General features: G+C 60.1%; 10 protein-coding genes. 5 read left to right on the forward strand and 5 right to left on the reverse strand.

The window, feature by feature from the left end; genetic code table 11:
* Nucleotides 1-49: 49 nt before the first annotated feature.
* The 4 genes from rsmA to ACQ4OB_RS15680 are packed head-to-tail and all read right to left on the reverse strand — an operon-like array spanning nt 50 to nt 5,964.
* A complete protein-coding gene (gene rsmA, locus ACQ4OB_RS15665; protein ID WP_008147203.1) occupies nt 50-868 on the reverse strand; it encodes a 16S rRNA (adenine(1518)-N(6)/adenine(1519)-N(6))-dimethyltransferase RsmA in 819 nt (272 codons plus the stop codon).
* Nucleotides 865-1,854 carry a 4-hydroxythreonine-4-phosphate dehydrogenase PdxA gene (pdxA, locus tag ACQ4OB_RS15670; RefSeq protein WP_430956006.1) on the reverse strand — a complete coding sequence of 330 codons (990 nt, stop codon included), beginning with the start codon at nt 1,852-1,854 and terminating at the stop codon, nt 865-867. Before pdxA ends, rsmA begins: the two co-directional genes overlap by 4 nt.
* Entirely contained in the window at nt 1,851-3,167 is a 1,317-nt protein-coding gene (surA, locus tag ACQ4OB_RS15675; RefSeq protein WP_139273350.1) for a peptidylprolyl isomerase SurA, read from the reverse strand. Before surA ends, pdxA begins: the two co-directional genes overlap by 4 nt.
* A complete protein-coding gene (locus ACQ4OB_RS15680) occupies nt 3,148-5,964 on the reverse strand; it encodes an LPS-assembly protein LptD (RefSeq protein ID WP_430956007.1) in 2,817 nt (938 codons plus the stop codon). The genes surA and ACQ4OB_RS15680 overlap by 20 nt, the downstream gene beginning before the upstream one ends.
* Before the next feature lie 130 nt (nt 5,965-6,094).
* On the opposite strand from ACQ4OB_RS15680, the gene ACQ4OB_RS15685 reads away from it, so the two are divergent.
* From ACQ4OB_RS15685 to ACQ4OB_RS15695, 3 genes are read left to right on the forward strand one after another with little or no spacing between them, the layout of a single operon-like run.
* Nucleotides 6,095-7,114: an aminoglycoside phosphotransferase family protein gene (locus ACQ4OB_RS15685; protein ID WP_102614866.1), complete on the forward strand. Its 1,020-nt coding sequence runs from the start codon at nt 6,095-6,097 to the stop codon at nt 7,112-7,114.
* Nucleotides 7,111-7,782, forward strand: a complete 672-nt coding sequence (gene murU, locus ACQ4OB_RS15690; RefSeq protein WP_430956008.1) for an N-acetylmuramate alpha-1-phosphate uridylyltransferase MurU — start codon at nt 7,111-7,113, stop codon at nt 7,780-7,782. The genes ACQ4OB_RS15685 and murU overlap by 4 nt, the downstream gene beginning before the upstream one ends.
* A gap of 1 nt (nt 7,783) precedes the next feature.
* Nucleotides 7,784-8,551 carry a TerB family tellurite resistance protein gene (locus tag ACQ4OB_RS15695; RefSeq protein WP_074871388.1) on the forward strand — a complete coding sequence of 256 codons (768 nt, stop codon included), beginning with the start codon at nt 7,784-7,786 and terminating at the stop codon, nt 8,549-8,551.
* A 120-nt stretch (nt 8,552-8,671) separates the two neighbouring features.
* Here ACQ4OB_RS15695 and ACQ4OB_RS15700 read toward each other — a convergent pair whose 3' ends face one another.
* Complete coding sequence (locus ACQ4OB_RS15700) at nt 8,672-9,664, reverse strand: alpha/beta hydrolase family protein (RefSeq protein WP_074871386.1); 993 nt, start codon at nt 9,662-9,664, stop codon at nt 8,672-8,674.
* A gap of 73 nt (nt 9,665-9,737) precedes the next feature.
* Between ACQ4OB_RS15700 and ACQ4OB_RS15705 the strand changes: the two genes are divergently transcribed.
* Together ACQ4OB_RS15705 and ACQ4OB_RS15710 are read left to right on the forward strand one after the other, a co-directional pair.
* The gene (locus ACQ4OB_RS15705; RefSeq protein WP_430956009.1) at nt 9,738-12,137 is read left to right on the forward strand and encodes a PAS domain-containing sensor histidine kinase; all 2,400 of its coding nucleotides are present in this window, start codon (nt 9,738-9,740) and stop codon (nt 12,135-12,137) included.
* Nucleotides 12,138-12,767: a response regulator gene (locus tag ACQ4OB_RS15710; RefSeq protein ID WP_003210977.1), complete on the forward strand. Its 630-nt coding sequence runs from the start codon at nt 12,138-12,140 to the stop codon at nt 12,765-12,767. It begins immediately after the preceding gene.
* Nucleotides 12,768-12,775 lie beyond the last annotated feature (8 nt).

A 12,775-nucleotide genomic window follows, 5' to 3' on the forward strand; every position in this document is an offset into this window, starting at 1 on the left:
TAAACCAGACATCGCGTCTGGCGTCCTACCCGATAACGCTCATTGCCTGTCAGTCGGCGGCGGGCGTCTGTAGGACTTGTTCGCTGAGCTTGTCGGCCAGGCGCACGAAGGCGGCCAGATCGAGCTGTTCGGGGCGCAGGCTGCCATCGACGCCGGCGGCTTCGATTTCAGCGTTGCTCAGCAGCAGCTTGAGGGTGTTGCGCAGGGTCTTGCGGCGCTGGTTAAAGGCTTCGCGCACGACGCGCTCCAACAGCTTGTGATCCTTGGCCGGGTGCGGCAGTACTGCGTGAGGCACCAGGCGCACGATAGCTGAGTCGACTTTTGGCGGCGGATTGAACGCGCCCGGGCCAACGTTGAACAGATGTTCAACCCTGCAGTGATACTGAACCATGATCGACAAGCGGCCCCAGTCACCACCACCAGGGCCTGCTGCCAGGCGCTCGACCACTTCTTTTTGCAGCATGAAGTGCATGTCGCGAATCAGGCTGGCGTTATGCAGGAGGTGAAAAATCAGCGGCGTAGAGATGTTGTACGGCAGGTTGCCGACCACCCGCAGGCTGTTCGGCGCAGCGTTCAGGCTGGTGAAGTCGAACTTCAGAGCATCACCCTGATGCAGGCTGAAATTGCTCTTGCTGGCAAATTGCTGGTTGAGGATCGGGATCAGATCCTTGTCCAGTTCCACCACGTCCAACTGGGCGCCGCTGTTAAGCAGGCCTTGAGTCAGAGCACCCTGGCCAGGGCCGATTTCCAGCAGGCGGTCTTCGGGCTTGGCGCGGATGGCGCGCAGGATACGGTCGATAACGCCGGCATCGTGCAGGAAGTTCTGGCCAAAGCGTTTGCGCGCCTTGTGTTGGTAATGCTCGGTCATAAACGGGTCTCGGCCATCTGGTAGGCGGTTTCCAGGGCGACTTGCAGGCTGCCGGTGTCGATTTTGCCGCTACCGGCCAGGTCCAGGGCAGTGCCGTGGTCCACCGATGTGCGGATGATCGGCAAGCCGAGGGTCACGTTGACTGCCGCGCCGAAGCCTTTGTACTTCAGCACAGGCAGGCCCTGGTCGTGGTACATCGCCAGCACTGCATCGCAGTGCTCCAGATACTTGGGGGTAAACAGAGTGTCGGCGGGCAGGGGGCCACGAAGGTCCATTCCTTCGCCGCGCAGGCGCTCTAATGTAGGTTCGATGATGTCGATTTCTTCATGGCCCAGGTGTCCGCCTTCGCCGGCATGGGGGTTGAGCCCACACACGAGGATGCGTGGCCGGGCAATGCCGAATTTTTCTTGCAGATCGGCGTGCAGAATTCGCGTGACCCGTTCCAGGCGCTCCGGCGTGATCGCATCGGCAATCTCGCGAAGGGGCAGGTGAGTGGTGACCAGCGCCACGCGCAATCCGCGAGTGGCGAGCATCATCACCACTTGTGCGGTATGGGTCAGGTTGGCGAGAAATTCCGTATGCCCGGAAAAGGCGATTCCGGATTCATTGATCACGCCCTTGTGCACAGGGGCGGTGATCATGCCGGCAAAATGCCCGTCCAGGCAGCCTTGGCCCGCTCGGGTCAAGGTTTCCAGAACGAAAGCCGCGTTGGCCTTGTCCAGTTGCCCGGCAGTGACCTTGGCGTTGAGCGGTGTATCCCAGACATACAGGCTGTTGGCTGGCGCGGGTACATCCGGCCAGCGGTCCGGGGTTACCGGCAGCAAATCGACGACCACGCCCAGCTGCGCGGCCCGCTCGAGGAGCAGGTCGCGGCTGGTAATGGCAATCAGGGGATGTGGCTGGGCTTGCGAGGCGAGCAGCAGGCACAGGTCGGGACCTATGCCGGCCGGTTCGCCGGGTGTCAGCGCGAAACGTTTGGGTTTCACTGCGCTGCCTGGTCTGCACCAGGGAGTTTGATCTCTACGTACGCTTCGTCACGGATCTGACGCAGCCAGGTTTGCAGCTCTTCATCATATTTGCGGTTACGCAATACGGTCATCGCTTGCTGCTCACGGGCCTGGGTGGTGCTGTCAGTGGCACGACGGCCAAGGACTTCCAGGACGTGCCAGCCATATTGAGTCTGGAACGGCTTGGACAGCTGACCTTGTGGGGTCTTGGCCATCACTTCGCGGAACTCGGGAACCAGTGCATTCGGGTCGATCCAGTTCAGGTCGCCACCGTTGAGGGCGGAACCTGGATCTTCCGAGAAGCTTTTCGCCAGTTCGCCGAAGTCTTCGCCCGATTCGATGCGGGAGTAGAGGGACTCAGCGAGCGCTTTGGTTTTTGCTTCGTCGCGGATCGGGCTCGGTTTGACCAGGATATGACGCACGTGCACTTCGTCACGCACCTGGGTTTCGCCGCCACGCTTGTCGAGGATCTTCAAAATGATGAAGCCGCCCGGAGTACGCATAGGTTGGGTCACATCACCCACTGCCATGGTGCTGAGCAGGCGATCGAACGGAGGTGGCAGTTGAGCGGCTTTACGCCAGCCCATGTCGCCGCCTTCCAGTGCGGTTTCGCTGGCGGATTTGGCGATTGCCAACTGACCGAAGTCAGCGCCTTGCTGGAGTTGCTGGTAAACCGCGTCGGCTTGCTTGGCTGCATTCTGAATCGCGTCGGAGTTGGCGCTTTCCGGCGTAGGAATCAGGATGTTGGCCAGGCGGAACTCTTCGGACAGTTGCATCTTGCCAAGGTCGGAAGCGAGGAAGTTCTTCACTTCCTGTTCGGAAACCTGGATACGCTCGGCCACACGACGCTGACGCACACGGCTGATGATCATTTCGCGGCGAATCTGGTCACGGGCGTCGTCGTAAGACAGACCGTCGCGAGTCAGAGCGGCGCGGAATTGATCCACGGACATGTTGTTGCGCTGGGCAATGGTGCCGACAGCCTGGTTCAGTTCTTCATCGGTAATGCGGATGCCGGAACGTTCGCCGATCTGCAGTTGCAGGTTTTCGACGATCAGGCGTTCAAGTACCTGCTGATCCAGCACGTTAGCCGGCGGTACTGCAGCACCGCGCTTGGCGATGGTTTGCTGAACTTCATGAACCCGTTGGTCCAGTTGGCTCTGCATGACCACGTCGTTATCGACAATGGCCACCACTTTATCGATGGACTCCACCGCGGCGTTCGCCGCGGTACCCAGGAACAGCGCGCCCAGCATCAGCGGGCGCAGACAATCAGAAAGCTTGGTCTTCACGTTCACGATAACCTTGGATGCCTTTGTCGAGGAAGCTCTCTACTTTGGCGCCGGTGAGGCCGCCGAGTCCCTTCAGAACAATTTGTAGGAAGATGCCGTGGTCGCCTTTTTCGTTTTCCGGGGCGTTCTGACTGAACTCGTCATACGAAACCCAGTAACGGTTGATCAGGCGCAGTTTCCAGCAGCAGTTGTCGTACTCGAAACCACCGAAAGCTTCCAGGGTACGGTTACGGTTGTAGTCATACTGCCAGCGGCTGATGGCGTTCCATTGCGGCACGATCGGCCAGATCACCGAGAAATCGTGCTGTTGGATCTTGTAGTAGTCCTTCACGTAGCCAGGTTGGCCCGGGGTGCCGTAGTCACCGCCGCCCACTTGCCATTTACCGGTGTTCTGGTCGTAACGGACCTGGTCATTACGATAGCGATAGCCGGCGTTGATGACCTTGTTCGGGTTGTCTTCAGGCTGGTAGTGGAACATCGCGCTGCCCGAGCGAGGGCTGCGGCTGTCCGGGTCCCAGTTGTAATCGGCCGTGGTGCGCCAATCACGGTTCCAGCGGTATTCGTATTCCAGCGCATACGGTGAAACATTGGAATGCGCGTCGTCGCGGGTTTTTGCATCGATACCCGGCAACTGGACTTCGCGATCCTTGAAGTACACGGCCTGGCCGACGCTGATGCGTTGACGTTCGAAGCCATTGTCTTCGATCCAGCGGTTGGTTACGCCCAAGGACAGTTTGTTCTCGTCGCCGACGCGGTCGGCGCCGGAGAAGCGGTTGTCACGGAATAACGACGCATAGTTGAAGGTGTATTCGCTGGTGTCGAAGACCGGAATGTCTTCCTGATCCGTTTCAGGGACGTACAGGTAGAACAGGCGCGGTTCGAGGGTCTGGCGATAATTCTTGCCGAACCATTGGGTATTGCGATCGAAGTACAGGCCGCTATCGATGCTTGCAATCGGCACGCCACGGTTCTGGTTGCTGTCGAAATGACCATTGATATTTTCAGTCCCAGCGTCAGCTGCGGCTTGATCTTGGGCAGCGATGTCGCTTTTCCCTTTACCGTCCAGGTCCAGTTGGTACTGGGTGTATTGGTACTTGAGCGATGGCTTCAGGAAGCCATAAGTCCAGTCCAGCGGCAGGCTGACACCCGGTTTGAGATTCAAACGATCGCCGTTGGCACGTGCCAGTCCCGCAACGTTGTTATCCAGGCGCGGATCAACGGTGCCATCTTCGTTTACGAAGTCACCGTCCTTCAAGTCACGGTCAAACCGTACGACTTCTGTCTCGTAGTCGAAATTCAGGCCACCAGGATGAGTCGGCAGCTGACCCACGAAAGTGATCTGTGGCAAGCGGTCATACGGTGTGATGTTCGAAATGGTCGCGAGCTGATAAGCCTGTGCGTTCAAACGAGCGGTGTAGCTGTCGCCACGATAGGTGACAGAACCCTGCTGGTTCACATAATCAGAGCTTTTAACCCCGATCTGGTCAGTCTGCAGATCCTGGAAGTAATACGGATCGCTGATCTTGGTGTAATCGACCTGGGTCAGAACGCGCGAGTCGAGACCGCCCTTGTGCTGCCAGTTATACATGTAGCGGTTTTTCTGGTAGTCGGTCTGCTTGCTGCGATCGGTGTCTTCGTCGTTGAGGTACGCGGCGCCGAACTGACCTTCGCTGGACGGGGTCAGGTAACGGAATTCGCCTTCCATCAACAGCCCGTGCTTGCTCATGTAGCGCGGGTACAACGTGGCATCGTAGTTGGGTGCCAGGTTGAAGTAATACGGTGTGACCAGCAAGAAGCCGGTATCGCTGCCGGTGCCGATGGTCGGCGGCAGGAAGCCGGACTGGCGACGGTCGTCGATCGGGAAATAGATGTACGGCGTGTACAGGACCGGAATGTCCTTGACCCGCAGCGTCACGTTGGTCGCGGTACCGAAGCCGGTGGCCGGGTTCAAGGTGATGTTGTTGCCCTTGAGCTGCCAGGCGTTGCTGTCCGGTTCGCACGTGGTGTACGTACCATCCTTGAGGCGGATGATCGCGTTCTCGGCACGCTTGGCGTACAGCGCACTGCCGCGGATACGGGATTTGTGCATCACGTATTCGGCGTTGTCGACCTTGGCTTCACCGGTGTCGAGCTGCACGTCGGCGTGGTCGCCAACGATCAGTGCGCCGTTGTCGCGAACACGGACGTTGCCGCTCAGTTCGCCACGGCTCTCGGCCTGGTAAAGGTTCGCTTCGTCGGCTTCGACCTGCATGCTGCCCTGGCGCATGACCACGTCACCGGCGAGGGTCGCGACTTGCTCATCCTGCTTATAGCGAGAGGCTTTGGCGCCGAGGAAGGTCGGAGCGTCACTTTTATTCGTCTTGTCATTCATGCCAGGACGAATCGGTTCGATATAGGAACCAGCGCAGTAAGGACCGGTTTCGGCCAATTGCGCTGCAGTGAGCTTCTCGCGCGGAACCCAGTCGAGGTGACTGTAGTCTTCGCTACGCGACTTCAGGCCGCGGCCCTTGGCTTCGGTCACCAGCACAGGCTTGGCGCCGGTGTCTTGACTTAAACCGCTGTCAGCCGGAGTCTCGCCGCTGGTGGTTGCCGCCGCACTGCCGTCATGGACGGGGCGCGGTGGCAGCGCAGCTGCTGGAGATTTTGGCGCACAGTTCCAGGCACCCGAAGCAGAGACTGAGCAGTCATACTGTTCCGCGGCGACCACGAACGAAGTGGCTAGAGGTTGCAGGGCCAGCAGACTGCCGGTAACCAACAACGGAAATTTTTTACGAAACGCGGGGGATTTCAATGCCATCTTATTAGTCCGGGCTTCCTGCGTGCCATCTGCCCGCGGTGTGGGCCGCACGCCTCTCGATGGTCTGAAAAAGATGCTGGATAATAAAGCATGACCCGCTTGACGGCTAGCGCCGTCGGAGACCCTTGCAATGCCTGATCAAGATGTACGTTTGCAACACCTGAAAGTTTGGCTCGATGAGCAATTGGCTGTCCTTTTTGCAGAGCAGGGTTGGGGTGCCGTACCCCCGGCCACGTTGACCGCGGCCAGTAGCGATGCGAGTTTTCGACGGTATTTTCGTTGGGAAGGCGAGGGCCGAAGCTTCGTCGTGATGGATGCGCCACCGCCCCAGGAAAACTGTAAACCCTTCGTGGATATCGCTTTTTTACTGGGGAAATCCGGAATAAATGTTCCGAAAATTTATGCTGAAGACCTCGAACGTGGTTTTCTTTTGCTCAATGACCTGGGCAACAAGACCTACCTCGACGTGATCGACAGCGAAAATGCCGATGATTTGTTCAAGGATGCCCTACAAGCGCTGCTGGCTTTTCAGCAGTTGCCGATGGTTGCACCGCTGCCAAGTTATGACGTGGCGCTGCTGCGCCGAGAGCTGGAATTGTTCCCTGAGTGGTACGTGAAGCGCGAGTTGGGCATCGAGTTCGACTCGGCGCAGCAAGTGCTCTGGCAGAACGTGACCGAGCTATTGATCGACAGCGCACTGGCCCAGCCCAAAGTGCTGGTGCACCGCGATTACATGCCGCGCAACCTGATGCTCAGCGAGCCCAACCCTGGCGTGCTGGATTTCCAGGACGCCGTCTATGGTCCGGTGACCTACGACGTGACCTGCCTGTTCAAGGATGCATTCCTCAGCTGGCCCGAGGAGCGCGTGCGCGGCTGGCTGGAAGCTTACTGGCAGCAAGCGGGCGATCTCGGAATCCCGGTTCAGCCCGACTTCGAAGATTTCCTGCGGGCCAGTGACCTGATGGGCGTGCAGCGGCACCTGAAAGTGATCGGCATCTTTGCCCGCATCTGCCACCGTGACGGCAAGCCACGTTATCTCGGCGATGTGCCACGCTTCTTTGCATATATAGACGCCGTGATCGCCCGCCGTCCTGAACTGGCCGAGCTGGATGTGTTGCTGCTGAGTCTGCGTGCTGGAGTGAATGCATGAAGGCAATGATTCTGGCTGCCGGCAAAGGCGAGCGCATGCGCCCGCTGACCCTGACCACGCCGAAACCGCTGGTTCGCGCTGGCGGCATACCGTTGATCGAGTATCACTTGAAAGCCTTGGCGGTGGCGGGGTTTACCGAGGTGGTGATCAACCATGCCTGGCTCGGCCAGTTGATCGAAAACTACCTGGGCGATGGCTCGCAATATGGCGTACGCATTCAGTATTCGGCGGAAGGTGAGCCGCTGGAAACCGGAGGCGGGATTTTCCGCGCGCTGCCGTTGCTGGGTGACGAGGCCTTTCTGGTGGTCAACGGTGACATCTGGACCGATTACGACTTCAGCACGTTGCACCAACCCATCACCGGGCTGGCGCATCTGGTGTTGGCGGACAACCCGGCCCATCACCCGACCGGCGATTTCAGCCTGGTCGACGGGCAAGTCCGCGACGCTCAACCGGGCACTGCAACCCTGACCTACAGCGGCATCGCGGTCCTGCATCCGCAGCTGTTCGACGGTTGCTCCGCCGGTGCCTTCAAGCTTGCACCGCTGCTGCGCAAGGCCATGGCCAATGGTCAGGTTACCGGCGAGCACTTGAAGGGACATTGGGTGGATGTTGGCACTCACGAGCGTCTGGCAGAAGTCGAAGCCTTGTTAGAAGCGAGACGCTGACATGTTGTGGCCAGGGACTCTGATTGGAGCCGGAGCGGGCTTTTACATCGCCAGCATTCCGGGGGCCATGCTTGGCGCCTTGTTGGGGCAGGTGCTGGACCGGCACTTGCACATACAGAGTTGGGCGCACTTGCGGGAAAAGCTCGGTGGCCGCCCAGTGCTGCGCAACGATGAACTGCTGTTTGTGTTGTTGGGACGCCTGGCCAAGAGCGATGGCAGGGTGGTCGAGGGCCACATCCAGCAGGCTCGTCAGGAAATGCGTTCTCTGGACATGACCGAGTCGGCCCAGCGCCGGGCCATTGCCGCGTTCAATCGCGGCAAGTCGGGAAATGACCGGTTGCGCGGTTATTTGCGCCGCTTGAGCACTCAGCCTCATGCGGCCGAAGGCGTCTTGCGCGCCTGCTGGCGGATGATCTGGGCGGATGGCCGCGCCGGCAGTGCTGAGCGAGAGCTGATCAGGCAGTGGGGTAAATGGCTGGGCTGGACGTCACAGCAGGTGCAGGCTCTGGCGGCCGATTACGAGCAGCACAAGTTTGTAAAGACCAGCAGCGCGCTGACCTATCAAGATGCCCTGCGGCTTCTGGGCGTTTCGGCGACCACCGAGCCGGCGCAGATCAAGCGTGCTTATCGACGCCTGCTGAGTCGCCATCACCCGGACAAGATCGCCGGCAGCGGTGCGACGGCGCTGCAGGTGCGCGAAGCCACTGACAAGACCCGCGAACTGCATAGCGCCTATACATTGATTCGTGAGCGGCGGGATTTTCGTTAGGGCGACAGATTTGTAGTGTTTGTACGCCCCCTTCGCGAGCAAGCCCGCTCCCACATTTGTCCTGTGTACACCGGTCAAATGTGGGAGCGGGCTTGCTCGCGAATGGGGCGACGCGGTCTATCAGTTGACCGCGTTCTGTGGACTCAACCAACCCCGCACCCGACGGAACAGTTGCTCTTGCTCAGCCTTGGAATTACCCGGCAACGCCTTGAGCGAAACCTGACTGAACCCCACAGTCTTCAAGCGTTTGCTGGCTTGCAAGCGTTCAAGCGCCAGGTTGCGATCCAGCGGCTTGTCCATATAGAAAATGTCTGCGGTGGGCAGCTTCAGGGTCGGTGTCAGTTCGACCAGCTCTGGTTTGGCTTTCGCCGGCATCTGAGCGGCAACCATCACAAATTTCTCCACTTGCGAGGGCTGCTTCTCGCTCAGGTATCGCGCGGCCCAGTAGGCGCCAGTGCCATGCCCCAGCACGACAATGCGGCGAGCGCTTTGCTGTTCGGCGTAGGCAATCGCGGCGTCGATGCGGGCGAAGATTCGTTCGGCGTCGGCTTTGGCCTGTTCCTCGGTGGTTTCGGCGATCGCCTTGTCCGCCACCTCCGCTTCACCGCCCGCTGCTTGTTCAATGGGCGCGGCGGTGGTCGAGTCTTTGCTGCCGGGGTCAGCGGCTTTTGGTGTGGGTGCGACTTCGACGATACGCGGCGCGATGGCATCGCTTTGCAGGTCCGGCAGGGTGATACTCAGGCTGCTCCACTCGGCGTCCGGCAATTTACGGCGCAATGGACCGATTGCTTGCGGCCAGTCAACGGTTTCGCCGGCCCCCGGGATGATAATCACCGCGCCTTTGGGTTCGGCGGTATTGGCCGGTTTCCACAAGGCCAGAAACGTGTCGCCACCTGCTTGCAGTTGCTGCTGTTCCTGAGCCGGGATCTGTCGCTCAAGTGCAGACGCCTCTTCCTGACTACGCTCAAGCAGCGGCTGGCGCTCGAGCGGTTTTTCTTCGCCGGGTGTTTGCGTTGCGGCAGGTGCCGGGTCGGCGGCCTCGACAGAAAAGGCGCATGGCAGGATCAGCGACAGGCACAATGCTGGCAGTGCCAGGCGGTAGACAGGGGGCATCGGATATTCCAGGCCAGAAGTTATTCCGGCAGCCTAATGGGTTGGTCAGTATTTGTCAGTGTGTGAGATTTCGATGATGCGTTTTCGCTGCCTGTGGGTTATCGGCTGTTTGTGGTTTCCCTTGATGGGCTGGGCGGCTCCCGCGCCCCCGGTGCACGTCGCGCAATTGTCCGCGGGCCAGCAGCAATGGCTGGCGCAGCATGGCGAATTGCGCGTGGGGCTGGTGTTGCAGGTGCCCTACGCCCAATACGATCGCCGCTTGCAGCGTTTGTCGGGGGTCAATGTCGAGCTGATGAAGTGGCTGGCCAAGGCGCTCAAGGTCGAGCTGAGCTGGCGCAACTTTCCCGACCTGGCGCAACTGGAAGCCGCCGCGCGCGAGGGTGAAATCGACATCGCTCCGGGGCTGACCCAAACCCCCGGTGGCTTGCGGCTCTGGCAGTTTTCCGACCCGTATATGCGGGTGCCGCAACTGGTGGTCAGCGACCAGAAAAGCACCGGCGTGGTCGAGCTGGAAAAACTCGACAGCCAGACCCGCGTCGCCGTGCGCATGCCCGGTGCCACCGCAGAATACCTGCGCAGTAATTACCCGCACCTGAACCTTCAAGGCGTACCGATCGAACGCCAGGCACTGCAACTGTTATTGAGTCAGCAGGCCAGTTACGCCGTCATCGACGAAGCGCAGTTGGGGCGTTTGTCCGCCGAACCTGAGTTCGCCGGGCTGGTGGTGGTCGGTGATATCGGCTTGCCGCAATTGTTGCGGGTGGCCACGCGCCGGGATTGGCCAGAACTGGCCGGCATCGTCGAAAGCGCGCTGCGGGCGATCCCCGCCAAGGACCTGGAGCAGCTGCACAACCAATGGCTGCAACCCAAATACCCGCGCCTGACCGAGTCCCCGGGTTTCTGGCAAAACCTTTGCCTGTTGTTGGCGGTGCTGATGCTGAGCAGCATGGCCATCGTGTTCTGGCAGCGTCGGCAGCAGCACAGTCTTGAGCATCGTTTGCGGGCCGCGCGTGAAGACATTGCCTTGCGTGCCGCCAGCGAAGAAGCCTTGCGCCTCACCCAGTTTTCCATCGACCAGAGCACTGTCGGCATCCTTTGGGTCAACTGGGACAGCCATGTGCGCTACGCCAATCGCGCGGCCGAAACCATGCTGGGTTATCCGGCGGGCGGGATCATTGATCGGCCGCTGATCGACTTCGAGCCCGGCTTGCACATGGACCGCTGGCTGAACCTGTGGAAGCGCGCCCGGGCCAGCGAGGACGGCCCGCAAAGTTTCGAAACCAACTGCATACGGGCGGATGGCAGCAACCTGCCGGTGGATGTTTCGCTGAGCTTTTTGCGGTTTCGCGACAGCGAATACCTGGTGGTTTACCTCAATGACGTCACCGAGCGCCGTCGTGCATTGGCTGCGCTGCAGGAAAGCGAGGCGCGTCTGCAAGGGATCGCCGCCAACGTTCCGGGGCTGGTCTTTCGTCTGGAGCGGGCGCCGGTGACGGGACAGATCGATTTTGCCTACATCAGTGAAGGCAGCGAGAGCCTGGTCGGTTACGCGCCGGCCACCCTGGCCCATCGCGACAAAGGCTTGCGCAGTCTGGTGCACCCGGACGACAAGGCCAGTTATCACCAAACCCAGGACCATGCGCTGGATACCGACAGTGACTGGTCATGGCAGGGACGGATTCTCACCCGTTCCGGCGAACAGCGCTGGGCCGAGATCAAGGCCATCACCCGCCGACTCGAAGACGGCGCCTATGTCTGGGACGGGATCGTCTGGGACATCAGCGAGAGCAAGCGCATCGAATTGGAACTGGCCAGCTCTCGCGAACAGTTGCGTGAATTGTCCGCGCACCTGGAGAGTGTGCGAGAAGAAGAAAAAGCCCGCATCGCCAGGGAAGTTCACGACGAACTGGGTCAGATGCTCACCGTGTTGAAGCTGGAAACCTCCATGTGCGAATTGGCCTACGCCCAGCTCGACCCTGGTCTGAACGAGCGCTTGAACAGCATGAAGCGACTGATCGCGCAGCTGTTCCAATTGGTACGCGACGTGGCCACGGCGCTGCGGCCGCCGATTCTCGACGCCGGGATCGCCTCGGCTATCGAATGGCAGGCCCGCCGATTCGAGGCGCGCACGCAGATTCCGTGCTTGGTGCAGGTGCCGGAGAACCTGCCGCTGCTCAGTGATGCCAAGGCGATTGGTCTGTTTAGGATCCTTCAGGAAGCGCTGACCAATGTCATGCGCCATGCCCAGGCGCATACTGTTGAACTGACGCTGGTGCTTGAAGGTGACGAGTTGTGTCTGACCGTCAGCGATGATGGCGTAGGATTTGTCCCTGCCACCGGTAGGTCAACCTCCTTCGGGGTGGTCGGCATGCGCGAGCGAGTGTTGATCATGGGCGGGCAGTTGTCGCTTGAGAGTGAACCGGGTGAAGGCACGACCCTGAGCGTGCGAGTGCCGCTGGATGAGGAGAAGTAAGTGATCCGTGTACTGGTAGCCGAAGACCACACCATCGTCCGCGAAGGCATCAAGCAATTGATCGGCCTGGCCAAGGATTTGCTGGTGGTAGGGGAGGCGAGCAATGGTGAGCAGTTGCTCGAGACCTTGCGTCATGTTCCCTGTGAAGTGGTCTTGCTGGACATCTCCATGCCCGGGGTTAACGGGCTGGAGGCGATTCCGCGGATTCGCGCCTTGAACAATCCGCCGGCGATTCTGGTGTTGTCGATGCACGACGAAGCGCAAATGGCCGCTCGAGCGTTGAAGGTCGGCGCCGCGGGTTATGCGACCAAGGACAGCGATCCGGCACTGCTGCTGACGGCAATCCGCAAGGTCGCGGCGGGCGGGCGCTACATCGACCCGGACCTGGCCGACCGCATGGTCTTCGAAGTCGGCCTGACCGATTCGCGGCCGTTGCACTCGTTGTTGTCCGAGCGTGAATTCTCGGTGTTCGAACGCCTGGCCCAGGGCGCCAACGTCAACGACATCGCCCAGCAACTGGCCCTGAGCAGCAAAACCATCAGCACCCACAAGGCGCGGCTGATGCAAAAACTCAACATCACCTCCCTGGCGGAACTGGTGAAGTACGCCATGGAGCACAAACTTCTCTAAGAACGCCG

The organism is Pseudomonas sp. ES4 (genome assembly GCF_050586665.1).
Classification (GTDB): Bacteria; Pseudomonadota; Gammaproteobacteria; order Pseudomonadales; family Pseudomonadaceae; genus Aquipseudomonas; species Aquipseudomonas frederiksbergensis.

Coding starts and splice junctions, on each gene's coding strand:
- ACQ4OB_RS15700 (WP_074871386.1), bottom strand. CDS start 9,664: ATGCCCCCTGTCTACCGCCTGGCACTGCCAGCATTGTGCCTGTCGCTG.
- ACQ4OB_RS15705 (WP_430956009.1), top strand. CDS start 9,738: ATGATGCGTTTTCGCTGCCTGTGGGTTATCGGCTGTTTGTGGTTTCCC.
- rsmA (WP_008147203.1), bottom strand. CDS start 868: ATGACCGAGCATTACCAACACAAGGCGCGCAAACGCTTTGGCCAGAAC.
- ACQ4OB_RS15680 (WP_430956007.1), bottom strand. CDS start 5,964: ATGGCATTGAAATCCCCCGCGTTTCGTAAAAAATTTCCGTTGTTGGTT.
- ACQ4OB_RS15695 (WP_074871388.1), top strand. CDS start 7,784: ATGTTGTGGCCAGGGACTCTGATTGGAGCCGGAGCGGGCTTTTACATC.
- ACQ4OB_RS15685 (WP_102614866.1), top strand. CDS start 6,095: ATGCCTGATCAAGATGTACGTTTGCAACACCTGAAAGTTTGGCTCGAT.
- murU (WP_430956008.1), top strand. CDS start 7,111: ATGAAGGCAATGATTCTGGCTGCCGGCAAAGGCGAGCGCATGCGCCCG.